The sequence below is a fragment of the Amycolatopsis eburnea genome, assembly GCF_003937945.1.
In the GTDB taxonomy this organism is placed as follows: Bacteria; Actinomycetota; Actinomycetes; order Mycobacteriales; family Pseudonocardiaceae; genus Amycolatopsis; species Amycolatopsis eburnea.
Genome location: NZ_RSEC01000021.1, coordinates 399725 through 416975, shown reverse-complemented (window position 1 = coordinate 416975; position 17251 = coordinate 399725). Strand labels below are relative to the sequence as shown.

Below are 17251 nucleotides of genomic sequence, written 5' to 3'. Positions count from 1 at the left end.
CGGCCGGCCGGAGCCGGCCGCACGGGCGGGTTGACATCAGGAGGAGGCGGTCGCCTGCTCGGTGGCGGCCTCGGTCGCGGCAGCGGCCTCGGTCGCGTCGGCGGCGGCGGTCTCGGAGCCGGTCAGCAGCTCCTTCTCCCACTCGGCCAGCGGCTCGTCCGCGGCGACACCCGGCTCCGGCTTCGTGTCGGCCGACGCGCCGTTGCGGCTGGACCGCGCCATCAGACCGGCGGCCGCGGCTTCGGCGACGACCTTGGTCAGCAGCGCGGCCGACCGGATCGCGTCGTCGTTGCCCGGGATCGGGTAGTCGACCTCGTCCGGGTCGCAGTTGGTGTCCAGGATCGCGACGACCGGGATGTTCAGCTTGCGAGCCTCGCCGACGGCGATGTGCTCCTTCTTCGTGTCGACGATCCACACCGCGCTCGGCACCTTGGCCATGTCGCGGATACCGCCGAGGGTCTTCTCGAGCTTGTCCTTCTCGCGGGTCAGCGTCAGGATCTCGCGCTTGGTGAGGCCCTCGAAGCCGCCGGTCTGCTCGCGCGACTCGAGCTCCTTCAGGCGGAGGAGGCGCTTGTGCACGGTCTGGAAGTTGGTCAGCATGCCGCCGAGCCAGCGCTGGTTGACGTAGGGCATGCCCACGCGCGCGGCCTCGTTGGCGATGGCTTCCTGCGCCTGCTTCTTGGTGCCGACGAACATGATCGTGCCACCGTGCGCGACGGTTTCCTTGATGAACTCGAAGGCGCGGTCGATGTAGGTCAGCGTCTGCTGCAGGTCGATGATGTAGATGCCGTTGCGCTCGGTGAAGATGTAGCGCTTCATCTTCGGGTTCCACCGACGGGTCTGGTGCCCGAAGTGCACGCCGCTGTCGAGCAGCTGCTTCATGGTGACGACGGCCATTGCCGGAATCACACCTCTTCTGTGTAGTGCGCGCCGTTTGCGGTCGGCGCGCTGCTCGGTTTTGTCGCTCCCGGCCGGGTGGCCGTTCGCCCTGGTGCCCGTGGCGGCGTCCGGACCCGGAGGTGCTGAGGAACCCCTGGGACCGCCGGACCCCGTGCGTCTCCCCCGCGTGGAAAATCGAAGGGGACGCGCACGTGCACGCGAAGTCAGCCCGCTCACGCGGACCGCGCAAAAGATTCTACCCCCTCCCACCACCCCACCCCCCACCGGCGGCGATTGGGCGAGGGAGTTGTCCACATCGGGTCCGGTTATCCACAGATTCGCCGCCGCTCCCCCACGAGCCCGTCCGGTGCCGCACCCTGGGGACATGGAGTCGATCAAGCGTTCCCGGCGGATGCCGCCGGGCTGGTTCGGAGTGGTGTTTGTGCTGGTCGTGGCAATTTGTGTGGGGTTGGGAGGTGGGATAGGGACGGCGATGGCGCCGGCCCGGGATCCGGTTTACGAGAGACCCGGAGGGGTGGTCGCGTCGGCGGCCGCCGGGACGGTGGAGCTGGGGACAGGTGGTGAGCAAGTCACCGATCCGGGGCCGCCGCCGACTTCGCCGTTGTTCTTACCCGCGCCCCCGGCGGGGACGTGGCCGCCACCCCTGCCCGCGTCACCGGCGAGGCCGTGGCCGCCACCGTCACTCGCCTCGCAGCCCGCGGGGTCTCTCCCGCCACCGCCGCCCACCTCGCGGGCGGCCCTGGTGCGCGCGGATTCGCGACCACTGCCGACCCAAGCGCAGCCACCCTCGTCCTGGGCGAGCGCGCTCCTGGCGAGTCCCACGGCGGAGCCGCGGGACGTACGGCAGCCGCGGATGTCCTGGCCACTATCACCCGTTCCGGTGGTGACGAAGTACTTCGACGCCCCCGAAACGCCCTACGGCGCCGGGCACCGCGGGGTCGACCTGGCCGCCGTGCCCGGGCAGGAGGTGCTCGCGGCCGACGCGGGCGTCGTCGTGTTCGTCGGGCCGGTCGCCGGGCGGACCGTCATGTCCGTCGACCACGACGGCGGGCTGCGCACCACCTACGAGCCCATCGCGCCGAAGGTGGCCGTGGGCGAGCAGGTCTACCGGGGTCAGGTGCTGGGGACCGTCCTCGCCGGGCACCCCGGCTGCCCGGTGGCGGCCTGCCTGCACTGGGGCGTGCGGCGGGGCGACGAGTACGTCGATCCCCTGGCCCTGACCGGCGAGGTGGGCGAATACCGGCTCAAGGCGTGGGGAGGTGGTGGATGATCAGCTGCCGGTCTGCTCGACGAGCTTCGCGCGCAGGCGCATGACGGCCCGGGTGTGCAGCTGGCTGACCCGCGACTCCGTGACGCCGAGGACCTTGCCGATTTCGGCGAGGGTCAGGCTCTCGAAGTAGTAGAGGCTGACGACGATCTTGTCCCGCTCGGTGAGCTGCGCGATGGCCTGCGCGAGCTGGCGGCGGTTGTCCTGGTCGACGAGCACCGCGACCGGGTCGACGGCGTCGTCGTCGGGCAGCGTGTCGACCAGGGAGCCGCTGTCCTTGCCGGCGGCCACCAGGTCCTCCAGCGCGACCACACTGGTCAGCTGGAGCTGACCGTAGAAGTCGCGCAGGTCGTCGAGGCCGATGCCGAGTTCGGCGGCGAGTTCGGCGTCGGTCGGGGTGCGGTGCAGGCGGGCGCCGAGGCGCTCCATCGCCCGCTCGGCCTCCTTGGCCTTGCTGCGGACCGCGCGCGGCACCCAGTCCTGCGAACGGAGGTCGTCGAGGATCGCGCCGCGGATGCGCTGCATCGCGTACGTCTCGAAGCGGAGGCCGCGCTCGGGGTCGAACTTCTCGATCGCGTCGACGAGGCCGAAGATGCCCGACTGCACGAGGTCGCCGACGTCGACGTGGGTGGGCAGGCCGGTGCCGACCCGGCCCGCGACGTACTTGACCAGCGGGGCGTAGTGCAGCACGAGCCGATCGCGCGACGCCTGGTCCGGGCTGTCGGCGAACTGCTGCCACAGCGCCGCGATCCCGGCGTCGACGTCGTAGCCGGCCCGGGTGTCCGCGGGCGCGGCTGCCTCACCGCGAGTGGTCACTCCGGCGGCTTCGGTCACGTGCGGTCCTGCGGTCATTGCACAGTCGTTCTCGGCATGCGGCTCAGTGTCGTCTCCGTGCTCGTGCGGATGCGCGTGCGCCGCCGGGCCCGCTGCTGGCGACCCCGGCGAGACCCCCGGGGCCGCCTCAGGCCCTGGGGTGCGCTCGGTCATGGATCGCTTTCAACCGGTCGACGGTCACATGAGTGTAGAGCTGCGTCGTGGCAAGCGTAGCGTGACCGAGCAGTTCCTGAACGCTCCTGAGATCGGCGCCCCCTTCGAGCAGATGCGTCGCGGCGGAATGCCGCAGGCCGTGCGGCCCCATGTCGAGCGCTCCGGGCACCGCCGTGACGGCCTCGTGCACGACTCGCCGCACCGCCCGCGGGTCGACGCGTTTGCCCCGGACACCGAGGAAAAGCGCGGGCTCGGTGCCGTCACCACCGCTTTCCGCGACGATCTTCGGCCGCCCCTCGTCGATCCAGTCCGCGAGCGCCGCGGCCGCCGGGACACCGAACGGGACGACGCGTTCCTTCGCGCCCTTGCCGAGCACCGTGACGACACGACGGGAGAAGTCGGCCCCGCCGACGTCCAGCCCGCACAACTCGGACACGCGGATGCCGGTGGCGTAGAGCAGCTCGACGATCGCGCGATCACGCAGTGCGACGGGATCGCGTTGCTCCGCACCCGCCGCCGAGGCCTGCATGACCTCCCCCGCCTGCCCGGCGCGCAACACCCCGGGCAGGGTGCGGTGCGCCCGCGGGGCGGCGAGCCTGCCACCCGGGTCGGTGGCCAGGACACCGGTCCGGCGCGCCCACGCGGTGAACGTCCGGGCCGAGGCGGCCCGCCGCGCGAGCGTCGTACGGCTCGCCCCGCCGGTCTGCTGCGCGGCGAGCCACGCCCGCAGCCGCGCGAGGTCGAGGTCGGCGAGGGCGCCCCCGCCGTCCACGACGAAGCCCAGCAGCGACACCGCGTCGCCGACGTACGCGCGGACGGTGTGCGCGGACAGCCCGCGCTCGAGCCCGAGGTGCCGTTCGTACCCGGTGACGACGGCCCGGACGGGCTCGGGCAGCGCGGCCCGGAGCGCGCGCAGGTCGGGACGGCGGGCCCGGCCGGAGCGTGGTGACGGCATGGCTGTCACGCTGCGCGAACTACCGCCCGCGGTCAAGGATCGCCACGCGGGCCCACCGGACCGGCCGAACCCCGTCGACGATTTCTCCCGGATTTCGTGGCGTTCACGCGCTTTCCCTCCGTCGTCGCCACCCGGCTTCCCCGCGGACGGCGAATCCGTCGATCTCCAGCGCCGGCAGCAGGGCGCGCACCCGCCGCAGCGGGATGCCCGCTTCGACCGCGATCTCCGCGTCGGACCGCTCCGCGCGCACGGCCAGCGCCTCGTAGGTACGCAGTGCTTCGGGCCCGAGCCGGTCGGTGGACCGCTTCCCGCGACCTGGCGCCGTGTCCTCGGCGATGCCGAAGTGGCCCACGGTCTCGAGAACCTGGTCGATCGTCGAGACCAGCGTCGCCCGGGAGTCGCGGATCAGCTCGTGGCAGCCGACGGACATGGCGGACGAAACCGGCCCCGGCAACGCCATCACGATCTTGCCGAAGGCGCCGGCGGTGCTCGCGGTGTTGCGGGCGCCGCTGCGCTGCCCGGCCTCGACCACGACGGTGCCCTCGGTCAGCGCGGCGATCAGCCGGTTGCGGACGAGGAAGCGGTGCCGCGCCGGCGGGGTGCCGGGCGGGTACTCGCTGACGATCGCGCCGCCGGACCGCACGATCCGGTTCAGCAGGCCGACGTGACCGGCCGGATAACCGGCGTCGACGGCGCAGCCGAGCACCGCGGCGGTGACCCCGCCGGCGGCGAGCGCGCCGCGGTGTGCGGCACCGTCGATGCCGTACGCCGCTCCTGAGAACACCGGCACGCCCCGGCCGGCCAGCCCGTACGCGAGCTCGGCCGCGTGGTGCTCGCCGTAGTCAGTGGCCGCGCGGGCCCCGACGACGGCCACGGCCCGATCGGTGGCGGTACCCAGCGCGACCTCGCCGGCCACCCACAACGCCAGCGGCGGAACAGCCTCGGCCACCCCGCGCCGCGCGGCCTGGTCCACGGCGAGCAGCGGCCAGCCGGGCCACTCGTCGTCCTCGGGAACCACCAGCCGGGCTCCGGCCTCGGCCGCCCGGGCGAAGTCCTGGGCGACCAGGTCGTATTCCCGCCGGGCTTCGGTCGCCTTCAGCACCTCGGCCGGGCAGTCCCCACCACGGACCCGCTCGGCGGCCGCGACCGGCCCGTGTTCGGCCACGAAGGCGACCAACGCGGGCGCGGGTGGTTCGGCCACTCGCAGCAGGTAGGCGCGGGCGCGGCGCACGTCGTCGGGGGTCATGCCGCCACCCGCTCGCGGAAGTCCAGCGCCGCACCGACCTGTTCGACGCCTGGGCGGGCCTGCCCGTCGAGGTCGGCCAGGGTCCAAGCGATGCGCAGGCAGCGATCGGCCCCACGGCCACTCAGGAAACCGCGGTCCATGGCGCGGTCCAGGAGGACCGTCGCGTCCGGGGGCAACGCGAACTCGCGGCGCAACGCCGGGCCGGGTACCTCGGAGTTCGAGCGCCAGCCCTGCTCCTTCCAGCGTTCGGTGGCGCGGCGGCGCGCCTCGAGCACGCGCTCGCGGACTGTTTCCGTCGGCTCCGCCGCGTCGCTGTCGTGGGCGCTGAGCGCGCTCAGCGGGCGCAAGCGGACGGACAGGTCGACGCGGTCGAGCAGGGGCCCGGACAGGCGGCTGAGGTAGCGGCGGCGGGCCATCGGCGTGCAGACGCAGTCGGTGTCCTTCGGCGGCGCGCACGCGCAGGGGTTGGTCGCCAGCACGAGCTGGAAGCGCGCCGGGTACGTGATCGCGCCTTTGACGCGCGCGATGCGCACTTCGCCTTCCTCGAGCACCGTCCGCAGGGATTCGAGGCGCTCGCTGCCGAACTCGCAGACTTCGTCGAGGAACAGCACGCCGCGGTGGGCGCGGCTGATCGCGCCCGGGGAGGCGAGACCGCTGCCGCCGCCGATGAGCGCCGCGACCGTGATCGAGTGGTGCGGGGCCACGAACGGCGGCACGGTGACCAGCGGTGACGACCTCGACAGCGAGCCGTCGACGGAGTGCACCGCGGTCACCTCCAGGGATTCCTCGGACGACAGCCGGGGCAGCAGGCCGGGCAGGCGTTTCGCCAGCATCGTCTTGCCGACACCGGGCGGGCCGGTGAACAGGACGTGGTGCCCGCCCGCGGCGGCCACCTCCAAGGCCCAGCGGCCTTCGGGCTGCCCGACCACGTCGGCGAGATCCGGCACGGCCGGCGGGACCGCCGGGCCGGGTGTTTCCGGGTGCGCCAGCTCGCCTTCCCGCTTCAGCCACGCGACGAAGTCCCGCAGGTGCGGCGCGCCGGCGATCTCGATGCCGTCGACGAGCGCCGCCTCGACGAGGGAGTCCGCCGGGACGACGGCGCGTTCGTAGCCGGCCGCACGGGCCGCCAGCAGGCCGGGGAGGATGCCGCGGACCGGGCGGACGCGGCCGTCGAGGGCGAGCTCGCCGAGCAGGACCGTGCCGAGCAGCCGCGTCGCCGGGACCGCGCCGTTCGCGGCGAGCACCGCGGCGGCGATGCCGAGGTCGTAGGCCGAGCCGACCTTCGGGAGGTTCGCCGGGGAAAGGCCGAGTGTCACTTTGCCCTCCGGCCAGGGCTGCCCGGAATTGCGGACGGCGGAGCGGACGCGGTCCTTGGCTTCGCGCAGCCCGGCGTCGGGCAGGCCGACCAGGGTGATGCGGCTGAGCCCGCCGCCGAGGTCGGCTTCGATCTCGATGACCCGGCCGTCGATCCCCAGCAGTGCGACGCTCCACGTCTTGGCGATGGGCATCAGAACGCCGCCTCGAGGTGCTGGAGGCGGGGGCTGGTGCCCGGCTCGGCGAGGATGGTGATGACGTCGTAGCGGACCGGGCACCAGGGGATGCGGAAGTCGCGCAGCCAGCGCTCGGCGGCTCGGCGGACTCGGCCGGCCTTCTCCTCCGTCACCGTCTCCGTCGGGAGGCCGAATTCGGTGCTCGTGCGGGTTTTCACCTCGCAGACGATGACGCGGGTGCGGTCGGTGAAGACGAGGTCCAGCTCGCCTTCGCGGCAGCGCCAGTTGCGGGCCAGCAGGACGAGGCCGCGGTCCTCCAGGTAGCGGAGGGCGAGGTCCTCGCCCCAGGCGCCCAGGTCGCGGCGGTGTCTCGCGAGCTCGTCGGTGCCCGTCATCGTGGTCGCCCCCTCGTCGGTGCCGCGCCGGTCACCGGGGCGGTCCCGGCGATCACGGTGCGTGTGCATTCGACGATGTCAGGGCGGGGAGGAGGCGGGCCAGAGCTGATTCGCGGGGCTGTGGACAACTGGGGTGTTGTGGACAACTTGTCCCGGGGTGGGGTGAAACGCGCCCGGATTGTCGGGGCGGTGTGCTAGGGCGACCGACGCGGTGGGTGGAAGCCGCGGAGTCCTCAGGGGGGCCGCACACTTGCGGCGAGGTGCACGCCGCCGATGCCGGGACGCGATGGCGACCGACAGCGGCGGAGTGGCGGGCTGGGAGCCGCGGGCCGCAACCCGTGGGCCTGGGCTGCGGGTGCGGGCCGAGGCTCGTGACCTGGGGACTGCGGCCTACGAGCCGGGGCTGCCGGGCTGCGGACTGCGGGCCGGGCTGCTGGAATGCAGGCCGCGGCTGCCGGCCTGGAGACTGCGGGCCGAGGCTGCTGGAACGCGGACTGCGGCTGCTGGCCTGGGACTGCGGGCTACGAGCCGGGGCTGCTAGAACGCGGAACTGCGGGCTGGGGCTGCTGGAACGCGGGCTCGGGGACGCGGACGGCGGGCTGCGGGCTGCGGGCTGCGGGCTGCGGGCTGCGGGCTGCGGGCGCGAACGACCAGGTCTCGGCGATGGCATCAGGTCGCCGCGGGAAGAACGCGCGTCGTGGGTCGGCAAGCAGGGTGACGTGCGCGAACCCAGCGGCCGCGCACCGCTGAGGGCGCACGAAAAAACCGCGCCCCTCACCCGGTCAGGTGAAGGGGCGCGGTTCTTCGAAGCTCGGCTCAGCCCGAGAACGGGCCGTCTTCGGGGAGGCGCAAGTCGGGTTTGTCGAGCTCCTCCACGTTGACGTCCTTGAACGTGATGACCCGGACGTGCTTGACGAAGCGGGCCGGGCGGTACATGTCCCAGACCCAGGCGTCCGACATGCGGACCTCGAAGTACACCTCGCCGCCGCCGTCGCGGACCTGGACGTCCACTGCGTTGGCCAGGTAGAACCGCCGCTCGGTCTCCACCACGTACGAGAACTGACCCACTATGTCGCGGTACTCGCGGTACAGCGAGAGCTCCATCTCGGTCTCGTACTTCTCGAGATCCTCTGCGCTCATGAAATCCGCGCCCCTCCTCGGGATCGTGCTGCTGCTCCGCCGGCGGAGCGTTCATTGTGACCCACACCCGCGGCCGGGGCATGCAGCGGCAGGCTGAGTTGTGGCTCGAGTGCTTCGTCGAGGGCCGCGGACAACGTCGCCGTCGTGCCCGCCTCCATGGCCTTCTCCAGGGCCGCGTACGTCAGCAGGACCGGCCTGGTGGGGCGCACCCCGTGCTTCACGGCCACCGTGGCCACGTTCGTGTACGACCAGCGGTGGACTTCACTCGGTCCGTGTTCGCGCAGGGCCGCCAGGTGGTCCGAGGTGCTGTACCCCTTGTGCACGTCGAAGCCGTAGTGCGGGAAGTCGTCGTGGTGGCCCGCCATGATGCGGTCCCGCGTCACCTTCGCCAGCACCGACGCCGCCGCGATGCAGGCCACCGAGCGGTCGCCCTTGATCACCGCCGTGTTCGGGGCCGTCAGGCCCGGGACGCGGAAGCCGTCGGTGAGGATGTAGCCCGGGTGCACGCGCAGCGCCGCCGCGGCCCTTCGCATGCCCTCGAGGTTCATCACCCGGATGCCGTAGAGGTCGACCTCGGCCGTGGAGATGACGATCACCGAGTAGTCGACGGCGCGTTTGAGGACCAGGTCGTAGACGCGGTCGCGCGCCTTGGCCGTCATCAGCTTCGAGTCGGTCAGCTCGGTGAGCTTCGCGTCGCCCTGCTTGAGGACGCAGGCCGCGACCACGAGCGGCCCCGCGCACGCCCCGGCGCCGGCTTCGTCCACACCGGCGACCGGGCCGAGGCCACGGCGGTCGAGCGCGCCCTGCAGACCCCAGAAGAGGTCGCCGCGCACCACGGCCCGCGGTGGCCGGATCGGCTCGGCCGCGGTGAGGGGAACGGGAAGAGTCAAGGCTGGATCACCCGTCGGGGGTGGTTAGCGTTTCCGGCGCAGTCCGGACTTCAGCTTGCGCCCGAGGAACAGCGCCGGCCAGGCCGCCGCGATCCCGGCGCCGAGCGGGATCCCGCTCTGCCACGCCGGCGCGCCGAGGGCCACCGGCTGCGCCGACTCCTGCGGGTTGTGGTCGCTGATCCCGCCCCAGCGGCTCGGCGGGAGGACGATGATCCGCGCCTTGCCGATGATGTTGTCCACGGGGACCGCGCCGTTCACGCCGCCGCCGCCCTGGAACCGGGAGTCGTCGGAGTTGTTGCGGTTGTCGCCCTGGACCCAGACCATCCCGGCCGGCACCTTGACCGGCTCGAAGGTCTTCTGCTCCTGGACCGACGGGTCTTCCCAGTGGATGTACGGCTCGTCGAGCGACTTGCCGTCCACGATCATGCGGCCCTGCGGGTCGCAGCACTGGACGGTCTGGCCGCCGACGGCGATCACCCGCTTGACGAAGTCGCGCTCGTCCGGCGGGGCGAACCCGACCAGCGAGCCGAGCCCCTGGATCGCGCGGACGACGATGTTGCCCGACTCCTGCGGCGCGATCTCGTTGTTGATCCACGCCGGCGGGCCCTTGAACACGATCACGTCGCCCGGGGAGGGCTCGGTGAAGTCGTAGGTGACCCGGTCGACGAGGATCCGGTCGCCGTGGCAGCCGGGACACCCGTGCAGCGTCGCCTCCATGGACCCCGAAGGGATCATGAACACTTTCGCGAGGAATGTCTGGATCAGGATCGTGAGCACCAGGGCGATCACGAGCAGGATCGGCAGTTCCTTCCAGAACGACCGTTTCTTGGCGGGCTTGGCTCGCCGCCGGCGGGATCCCCCGCGCTCCTCGGAACGGGACAGCCTTGGCTTGTCCTCTTCGGAGCGATCGGGGTCATCCTCGGGAGCGTTCTGGGACACGGGTTCGGCCACGTCGTCAGGCTACCGGTAACCGGGTTGTGACTCAGTTAGCCGAAGCCGTCTCGCGGTTCTCGCGGCGCTCCTTGATCTTGGCCTTCTTGCCGCGGAGGTCGCGCAGGTAGTAGAGCTTCGCACGCCGCACGTCACCGCGCTTGTGGACCTCGACCTCGGCGATGTTCGGCGAGTGCACCGGGAAGGTGCGCTCCACGCCGACGCCGAAGGAGACCTTGCGGACGGTGAAGGTCTCCCGGATGCCGCCGCCCTGACGGCGGATCACGACGCCCTGGAAGACCTGGTTGCGCTCGCGGTTGCCCTCGATGACGCGGACGTGCACCTTGAGCGTGTCGCCCGGGCGGAAGTCCGGGATGTCGGAACGCAGCGACTGCTTGTCCAGCGCGTCCAGGGTGTTCATCGGTGGTCCGTCCTCGTCTTCGTATGGCTTGCGTACACGTCCCCGGGCGCGCAACGGTGCCGCTGCGGGCGACCCAGGGGGCTGATGGCGGGCTCGCGGACGACGAGGTCCACTCACGCCAACCTGTCAAGTATGGCAGACCCGGCTACGGATCAAGTAACCGGCCCGGGGTCCAAGCCCTCCAGGACCCCGCGATCGTGCTTGTCGAGGCTACCTTCCGGCAGCGCAGCCAGGAGATCGGGGCGGCGCCGGGCGGTGCGTTCGAGGGCCTGGTCGCGCCGCCAGCGGTCGATCAGCGCGTGGTTCCCGGACCGCAGCACGTCGGGCACGGCCAGCTCCCGCCACACCTCCGGACGCGTGTAGCTGGGCCCTTCGAGGAGGCCGTCGGAGAAGGAGTCCTCGGCGGCCGAACGCGCGTTGCCCAGCACACCGGGCAGCAGCCGGACGACGGCTTCGACGATGACGAGCACCGCCGCCTCGCCACCGACCAGTACGTAGTCGCCGATCGACACCTCGTCGACCGGCATCCGGCGCGCGGCGTCGTCGACGACCCGCTGGTCGATACCCTCGTACCGGCCGCAGGCGAACACCAGGTGCTTCTCCGCCGCGTACTCGTGCGCCAGCTCCTGGGTGAACGGCTTTCCGGCCGGCGTCGGCACGACGAGCCGCGTCTCCGGACGGCACACGTCGTCCAGCGCCGGACCCCAGATCTGCGGCTTCATGACCATGCCGGGGCCGCCGCCGTACGGGGCGTCGTCGACCGCGCGGTGCACGTCGTGGGTCCAGTCGCGCAGGTCGTGCACGCCGACCTCGATGAGGCCGCGGTCGATCGCCCGGCCCAGCAGCGCGGCGCGCAGCGGGTCGAGGTATTCGGGGAAGATCGTGACGACGTCGATCCGCATCTCAGGCGTCCAGGAGCCCTTCCGGCGGGTCGAGCACGACCCGGCCGCCCGCGACGTCCACGGTGGGGACGATCGCGCGGACGAACGGCACCAGTACCGAGCGGCCGTCGACGTCCAGTTCCAGCAGCTCACCCGCGGGCGAGTGGACGACTTCGACGACCTTGCCGACGACCGCGCCGTCGGTCAGCTCGGCCCGCAGGCCGGCCAGTTCGTGGTCGTAGAACTCGTCCGGGTCGCCGGTGGGCGGCAGCGTGTCGGTGTCGGCGAGCAGGAGCGCGCCCCGCAGCGTCTCGGCGACGTCGCGGGTGAGGACCTCCTCGAAACGCACCAGCAGCCGCCCGCTGTGTTCGCGGGCGGCTGCGATGGTGAGTTCCCTTTTGCTGCCGTCACGCAGCTTCGTCGTCACGGCCGCACCGACGCGGAACCGCTCGTCCGGCGAGTCCGTGCGCACGTCCACCGCGAGTTCCCCGCGGATTCCGTGCGCCTTGGCGATGCGACCGACTACGACGTCCATCCTGACCGTTTTCCGGAAGGGCTCAGCGGTCGGTGTCGACGACGTCGACGCGGACGCCGCGGCCACCGATGCCGCCCATGACGGTGCGCAGGGCGGTCGCCGTGCGACCACCCCGGCCGATCACCTTGCCGAGGTCGTCGGGGTGCACGTGCACCTCGAGCGTGCGGCCACGGCGCGTGGTCAGCAGCTCGACCCGGACCTCGTCCGGGTTGTCGACGATCCCGCGCACCAGGTGCTCGAGGGAGTCAGCCAGAAAGCTCACTCGGCCTTCTCACCCTCGGCGGCTTCGGCCTTCTCGGCCTCGGCCTTCTTGGGGGCCGACTTCTTCTTCGGCGTGGTGGCCTCGGCGGAGGGCTCCTCACCGGCCGCGGCCAGCGCCGCGTTGAACAGGTCCTGCTTCGACGGCTTCGGCTCGGCCACCTTCAGGGTGCCCTCGGCGCCCGGCAGGCCCTTGAACTTCTGCCAGTCACCGGTGATCTCCAGCAGGCGCTGGACCGGCTCGGTCGGCTGCGCGCCGACACCCAGCCAGTACTGGGCGCGCTCGGAGACGACCTCGATCAGGCTCGGCTCTTCCTTCGGGTGGTACTTGCCGATCGTCTCGATGGCCTTGCCGTCCCGGCGGGTGCGCGCGTCGGCGACGATGATGCGGTAGTACGGCGCACGGATCTTGCCGAGGCGCTGCAGCTTGATCTTGACGGCCACGGGTGTGGGTTCTCCTCGAGTCTCTCTGGTGCTGGGCTGGGCGCACGCGAGCCGAGTGGGGACACGGACGCGGGCACCCGAAGGTCAGGAGCTTTCGCACGGTGAGAGGGTCCGGCGGAAGCAGGCAGTGACCCATTCTGCCAGACGGCGCCCGCGCACCTAGAAAGAGGCCACCCCGAGCGCCCCGAGCAGGATGGTCAGCGCCGGCAGGAAGTTGTTGACCTGGTGCGCGACGATGCTCGCCGGCAGCCGCCCGGTGACCAGCCGCGCCAGGCCGATCGGCACCGCGATGACCAGCAGCAACGTCGTGCGCAGCGGCTCGAGGTGGCTGGCCGCGAACACCGCCGTCGACAGCAGGAACGCGGCCACGCGGCCCCAGCGCTCGCTACGCCACTGAAGCTGCTCGGCGGCGCCCCAGAGCAGGCCGCGGTAGATGATCTCCTCGCAGATCGGGCCGAGCAGCCAGAGGTAGACGAACATCACCACGGCCGCCGAGACCGACATCCGGCGGTCCTCGACCAGCGCGCTGATCGCCGACGTCGCGTTGGCGTCGCCGACCAGCCGGGTCCACAGGTAGGCGGCGAGGGTGGTGAAGACGAGCCCGACGCAGCCGTAGCGGAAGCCGGTCTTCACGTCGGCCCAGCGCCATTCGATCTTGAGGTCGAGGACGGGACCGTTCCCGCGCACGTACGTGATCAGCACCGCGACGCCCGCGGCGATCATCGTCGGCAGCATGGTGCCGAGCAGCACGACGCGCATCGGCAGCGGCCCGGGCCCGGTGTCCCCGACCAGCACGGACACGAACGCGGCGGTGGCCAGCAGGACGGCTTCGACCAGCAGGAAGGCGCCGAAGCCCCACCGGTGCCGCGGCGCGGGCGGGAGGAAGACGGGTTCTTCCGGCTCGGGCAAGGGCGTGGCATCGGCAGCCGGGTCCCGGGGCTGGGAAGTGGTCACGCCTTGCCCTCCGCGTCGCTCGGCTCCTGCTCCGAGCCTAGCCGCCGGGCGGTGATCACACAGTATCCGTCCGACTACTGTCCATCGATCTTCGCAACGCTCAGTGCGCGACGAACAGCAGGACGGCGGGCGGGAGGTTGTTGGCGGCGTGCGCGATCACGCCGGCGCTGACGCGGCCCGACAGGTGCCGCGCCAGCCCGATCGCGATGCCCTGGCCGATCAGCGCGATCGTGCGCGTCGGCTCGCCGTGGAGCTGGGCGAACACGACCGACGTCAGCAGCAGCACCACCCACGGCGGGACGCGGTGGAAGGACAGCGCGTTCCAGAGCGTGCCCCGGACCAGGAGCTCCTCGGTGATCGGGGCGCCGGCGATGACGATCACCGCGGCCAGCACCAGCCACACGGTGTCGCCGTCGAAGGTGTCGGCGAGGTCGGTGAGCGGGCTGTCGGAGACGTCGTCGGCGCCGTAGACCGCGATCAGCACCAGGTTGAGCAGGTAGCCGACGACCAGCGCGAGCACCCCGCAGGCGAGGCCGATCCGGACGTCGCGCCAGGTCGGCTTGAGCCCGAAGTCGGCGCGCAGCCCGTGGCCCCACAGCCACGAGCCCGCCGCCGGGCCGAGGCCGAGCAGGAGGTTGGGCACGAAGGCGAGCAGCAGCAGCGGGCCGATGTCCCGCAGTTCGAGGGGGTCGAACTCGCCGACGTTGCGGTTCACCGCGGCGGCGATGATCAGGTTGATCAGGTAGTAGCCGGCGATCCCGGTGAAGAACGCCACGAAACACCAGTGCGCCCCCAGTACGCGCCGTGCGCCGTCGTCGTCCGTCACGCGCCCCACGCTAAAGTGCCGGTCCCGCAAGGAAAACAGCGGGGTCTACGCGTACACGACGCCGCCGAGCACGATGTGCGAAGGGTGCCGCAGGACGCCCAGGTCGGCGCGCGGGTCGCCCGGGTAGACGAGCAGGTCGGCCGGGGCGCCGTCGGCGATGCCGGGGTGGCCGAGCCAGTCGCGGGCCGCCCAGGACGCGCTCGCGAGGGCCTGTTCGCGGGTCATGCCCGCGCGGTGCAGCGCCTCGATCTCGTCGACGAGCCTGCCGTGCTCGACCATGCCACCGGCGTCGCTGCCCGCGAAGACGCGTACGCCCGCTTCGATCGCGGAGGTGACCATCTCGCCGACGCCGGCGTGCAGCGCCCGCATGTGGTTCGCGTACGCCGGGTACTTGCCCGCCTTGTCGGCGATGCCCGGGAAGTTCTCGATGTTGATCAGCGTCGGCACCAGCGCGACGTCGTTGCGCGCCAGCTCCGCGAGCTGGTCCGCGCTCAGGCCGGTGCCGTGCTCCAGGCAGTCGATGCCCGACGCGATCAAGCCGGGCAGCGCCGCTTCGCCGAACACGTGCGCGGTGACGCGGGCGCCGTGCTCGTGCGCCACCTTGACGGCTTCGGCCAGGACCTCGTCGGGCCACAACGGCGCCAGGTCGCCGACGCCGCGGTCGATCCAGTCCCCCACGAGCTTGACCCAGCCGTCGCCGTCGCGCGCCTGCTCCGCGACCGCTTCCGGCAGCTGCGAAGGGTCGTCCAGCTCGATGCCGAGGCCGGGGATGTACCGCTTGGTCAGCGCGAGGTGCTGCCCGGCGCGGATGATCGTGGGCAGGTCCGGCCGCCGCTGGAGCGGCCGGACGTCGATCGGCAGGCCGCAGTCGCGGATGAGCAACGTCCCCGCGGCCCGGTCGGTGATCGCCTGCTCGGTCGCCTCTTCGAGCGAGACCGGCCCGCCGACGCCGATGCCGGGGTGGCAGTGCGCGTCGACCAGGCCGGGCACCACGAAGACGTCCCGGCCGAGCGTCTCGGCGCCGCGGACCGGTTCGAACGAGATCCGGCCCTCGGTGATCCACAGGTCGCGGGACTCGCCGCCGGGCAGGACCACCCCGGCGACGTGCAGCGCGGTGCTCAATTGTCCTTCGGGTTCTTCGGCAGCTTGAACTTCGACGGGTCGAAGCCCGGGACGTCGTTCATGCCGCCCAGCTGCGAAAGGTCGGGCATCCCGCCCGGCATGCCGCCGCCGGGAGGCAGCATCGGCATGCCGCCGGGGAAGCCGCCGCGGACCTTGGGCGGCGTGGGGCCGCGCCCGCCCTTCTTGCCCTTCTTGCCCTTGCGCTTGGAGCCGCCGCCCCCGCCGCCGAAGCCGAACCGGCCGGCCATCTGGGCCATCATCTTGCGGGCCTCGAAGAACCGGTTGACCAGGTCGTTGACCTCGCGGACGGTGACGCCGGAGCCGTTGGCGATGCGGAGCCGGCGCGAGCCGTTGATCAGCTTCGGGTCGTCGCGCTCGGCCGGGGTCATGCCGCGGATGATGGCCTGCAGCTTGTCCAGGTGCTTGTCGTCGACCTGGGCCAGCTGGTCCTTCATCTGGCCGGCGCCCGGGAGCATGCCGAGCAGGTTGCCGATCGGGCCCATCTTGCGGACCGCGAGCATCTGCTCGAGGAAGTCCTCGAGGGTCAGCTGGCCGCTGGACAGCTTCGCCGCGGCCTTCTCGGCCTGGTCCTGGTCGAAGGCCTGCTCGGCCTGCTCGATCAGGGTGAGGACGTCACCCATGCCGAGGATCCGCGACGCCATCCGGTCCGGGTGGAAGGTGTCGAAGTCCTCGAGCTTCTCGCCGTTGGACGCGAAGAGGATCGGCTGGCCGGTGACCTCGCGGACGGAGAGCGCCGCACCACCGCGGGCGTCGCCGTCGAGCTTGGTGAGCACGACGCCGCTGAAGCCGACGCCGTCGCGGAACGCCTCCGCCGTGGTCACGGCGTCCTGGCCGATCATCGCGTCGACGACGAACAGGACCTCGTCCGGCTCGACCGCGTCGCGGATGTCCGCGGCCTGCTTCATCAGCTCTTCGTCGACACCCAAGCGGCCCGCGGTGTCCACCACGACGACGTCGTGCTGCGCGCGCTTGGCCTCGGCGATGGCGCGGCGGGCGACGTCGACCGGGTCGCCGACGCCGTTGCCCGGCTCGGGCGCGAAGGTGACGACGCCGGCGCGCTCGCCGACGACCTGCAGCTGCGTGACGGCGTTCGGGCGCTGGAGGTCGCAGGCGACCAGCATCGGCGCGTGGCCCTGCTTCTTCAGCCACAGCGCGAGCTTGCCGGCGAGCGTCGTCTTACCGGCACCTTGCAGACCGGCGAGCATGATCACGGTCGGCGGCGTCTTGGCCAGGTTGAGCCGGCGCGTCTCGCCGCCGAGGATCGCGACGAGCTCCTCGTTGACGATCTTGACGACCTGCTGCGCGGGGTTGAGCGCCTGGGAGACCTCGGCGCCCTTCGCCCGCTCCTTGATCTTCGCGATGAAGGTCTTGACCACGCCGAGGGCGACGTCGGCCTCCAGCAGCGCGATGCGGATCTCGCGCGCGGTGGCGTCGATGTCGGCGTCGGACAGCCTGCCCTTGCGCGTGAGCGTCTGCAGGGCGGCGGTGAGCCGATCGGAGAGGGTGTCGAACACGGGTGTGCACGCTCCAGCTGGGTCGAGAGTGGCGCGCCGGACGAGGCCGGCCCCTCCGAGGGTAGTCGCTCCGGC

At 72.0% G+C, this 17251-nt stretch carries 19 protein-coding genes; 1 reads left to right on the top strand and 18 read right to left on the bottom strand.

Annotated features, from left to right (window positions below):
* Positions 1–36: 36 nt before the first annotated feature.
* Positions 37–897, bottom strand: a complete 861-nt coding sequence (gene rpsB, locus EIY87_RS05845; protein ID WP_125306581.1) for a 30S ribosomal protein S2 — start codon at positions 895–897, stop codon at positions 37–39.
* Between the two features lie 883 nt (positions 898–1780).
* On the opposite strand from rpsB, the gene EIY87_RS05840 reads away from it, so the two are divergent.
* Positions 1781–2170, top strand: a complete 390-nt coding sequence (locus EIY87_RS05840) for a murein hydrolase activator EnvC family protein (RefSeq protein ID WP_404800015.1) — start codon at positions 1781–1783, stop codon at positions 2168–2170.
* On the opposite strand, the gene EIY87_RS05835 is transcribed toward EIY87_RS05840, so the two are convergent.
* The 17 genes from EIY87_RS05835 to ffh form a co-directional block, all read right to left on the bottom strand.
* On the bottom strand, positions 2171–3019 hold the full coding sequence (locus EIY87_RS05835) for a FliA/WhiG family RNA polymerase sigma factor (RefSeq protein WP_125306579.1): 849 nt from the start codon (positions 3017–3019) through the stop codon (positions 2171–2173). It abuts the gene before it with no gap.
* 109 nt (positions 3020–3128) lie between these two features.
* On the bottom strand, positions 3129–4109 hold the full coding sequence (locus tag EIY87_RS05830; RefSeq protein WP_125306578.1) for a tyrosine recombinase XerC: 981 nt from the start codon (positions 4107–4109) through the stop codon (positions 3129–3131).
* A gap of 103 nt (positions 4110–4212) precedes the next feature.
* On the bottom strand, positions 4213–5355 hold the full coding sequence (dprA, locus tag EIY87_RS05825) for a DNA-processing protein DprA (protein WP_191983966.1): 1143 nt from the start codon (positions 5353–5355) through the stop codon (positions 4213–4215).
* The gene (locus tag EIY87_RS05820) at positions 5352–6863 is read right to left on the bottom strand and encodes a YifB family Mg chelatase-like AAA ATPase (RefSeq protein ID WP_125306577.1); all 1512 of its coding nucleotides are present in this window, start codon (positions 6861–6863) and stop codon (positions 5352–5354) included. The genes dprA and EIY87_RS05820 overlap by 4 nt, the downstream gene beginning before the upstream one ends.
* Entirely contained in the window at positions 6863–7240 is a 378-nt protein-coding gene (locus tag EIY87_RS05815; RefSeq protein WP_125306696.1) for a YraN family protein, read from the bottom strand. The genes EIY87_RS05820 and EIY87_RS05815 overlap by 1 nt, the downstream gene beginning before the upstream one ends.
* Before the next feature lie 816 nt (positions 7241–8056).
* Positions 8057–8380, bottom strand: coding sequence for a DUF2469 domain-containing protein (locus EIY87_RS05805; RefSeq protein WP_003096226.1), 324 nt, complete (start codon positions 8378–8380; stop codon positions 8057–8059).
* Positions 8377–9216 (bottom strand): ribonuclease HII, encoded by an 840-nt coding sequence (locus tag EIY87_RS05800; RefSeq protein WP_125306695.1) that lies wholly within the window; start codon positions 9214–9216, stop codon positions 8377–8379. Before EIY87_RS05800 ends, EIY87_RS05805 begins: the two co-directional genes overlap by 4 nt.
* A gap of 78 nt (positions 9217–9294) precedes the next feature.
* On the bottom strand, positions 9295–10221 hold the full coding sequence (lepB, locus tag EIY87_RS05795; protein WP_125306575.1) for a signal peptidase I: 927 nt from the start codon (positions 10219–10221) through the stop codon (positions 9295–9297).
* A gap of 31 nt (positions 10222–10252) precedes the next feature.
* Positions 10253–10621 carry a 50S ribosomal protein L19 gene (rplS, locus tag EIY87_RS05790; RefSeq protein ID WP_086855881.1) on the bottom strand — a complete coding sequence of 123 codons (369 nt, stop codon included), beginning with the start codon at positions 10619–10621 and terminating at the stop codon, positions 10253–10255.
* A gap of 152 nt (positions 10622–10773) precedes the next feature.
* Positions 10774–11523, bottom strand: a complete 750-nt coding sequence (trmD, locus tag EIY87_RS05785; protein WP_125306574.1) for a tRNA (guanosine(37)-N1)-methyltransferase TrmD — start codon at positions 11521–11523, stop codon at positions 10774–10776.
* Between the two features lies 1 nt (position 11524).
* Positions 11525–12037, bottom strand: coding sequence for a ribosome maturation factor RimM (rimM, locus tag EIY87_RS05780; RefSeq protein WP_125306573.1), 513 nt, complete (start codon positions 12035–12037; stop codon positions 11525–11527).
* A 22-nt stretch (positions 12038–12059) separates the two neighbouring features.
* Positions 12060–12299, bottom strand: a complete 240-nt coding sequence (locus tag EIY87_RS05775) for an RNA-binding protein (protein WP_003103110.1) — start codon at positions 12297–12299, stop codon at positions 12060–12062.
* Positions 12296–12739 (bottom strand): 30S ribosomal protein S16, encoded by a 444-nt coding sequence (rpsP, locus tag EIY87_RS05770; RefSeq protein WP_086855878.1) that lies wholly within the window; start codon positions 12737–12739, stop codon positions 12296–12298. Before rpsP ends, EIY87_RS05775 begins: the two co-directional genes overlap by 4 nt.
* A 159-nt stretch (positions 12740–12898) precedes the next feature.
* The gene (locus EIY87_RS05765) at positions 12899–13693 is read right to left on the bottom strand and encodes a CPBP family intramembrane glutamic endopeptidase (RefSeq protein WP_125306572.1); all 795 of its coding nucleotides are present in this window, start codon (positions 13691–13693) and stop codon (positions 12899–12901) included.
* 100 nt (positions 13694–13793) lie between these two features.
* A complete protein-coding gene (locus EIY87_RS05760; RefSeq protein WP_125306571.1) occupies positions 13794–14519 on the bottom strand; it encodes a CPBP family intramembrane glutamic endopeptidase in 726 nt (241 codons plus the stop codon).
* Positions 14520–14564: 45 nt separating this feature from the next.
* Positions 14565–15641, bottom strand: coding sequence for an amidohydrolase family protein (locus tag EIY87_RS05755; protein WP_125306570.1), 1077 nt, complete (start codon positions 15639–15641; stop codon positions 14565–14567).
* A complete protein-coding gene (gene ffh, locus EIY87_RS05750; RefSeq protein ID WP_125306569.1) occupies positions 15638–17176 on the bottom strand; it encodes a signal recognition particle protein in 1539 nt (512 codons plus the stop codon). Before ffh ends, EIY87_RS05755 begins: the two co-directional genes overlap by 4 nt.
* Between the last annotated feature and the right edge of the window lie 75 nt (positions 17177–17251).

Coding starts and splice junctions, on each gene's coding strand:
- EIY87_RS05835 (WP_125306579.1), bottom strand. CDS start 3,019: ATGACCGCAGGACCGCACGTGACCGAAGCCGCCGGAGTGACCACTCGC.
- rplS (WP_086855881.1), bottom strand. CDS start 10,621: ATGAACACCCTGGACGCGCTGGACAAGCAGTCGCTGCGTTCCGACATC.
- EIY87_RS05830 (WP_125306578.1), bottom strand. CDS start 4,109: ATGCCGTCACCACGCTCCGGCCGGGCCCGCCGTCCCGACCTGCGCGCG.
- rimM (WP_125306573.1), bottom strand. CDS start 12,037: ATGGACGTCGTAGTCGGTCGCATCGCCAAGGCGCACGGAATCCGCGGG.
- EIY87_RS05815 (WP_125306696.1), bottom strand. CDS start 7,240: ATGACGGGCACCGACGAGCTCGCGAGACACCGCCGCGACCTGGGCGCC.
- EIY87_RS05820 (WP_125306577.1), bottom strand. CDS start 6,863: ATGCCCATCGCCAAGACGTGGAGCGTCGCACTGCTGGGGATCGACGGC.
- dprA (WP_191983966.1), bottom strand. CDS start 5,355: ATGACCCCCGACGACGTGCGCCGCGCCCGCGCCTACCTGCTGCGAGTG.
- trmD (WP_125306574.1), bottom strand. CDS start 11,523: ATGCGGATCGACGTCGTCACGATCTTCCCCGAATACCTCGACCCGCTG.
- EIY87_RS05805 (WP_003096226.1), bottom strand. CDS start 8,380: ATGAGCGCAGAGGATCTCGAGAAGTACGAGACCGAGATGGAGCTCTCG.
- rpsB (WP_125306581.1), bottom strand. CDS start 897: ATGGCCGTCGTCACCATGAAGCAGCTGCTCGACAGCGGCGTGCACTTC.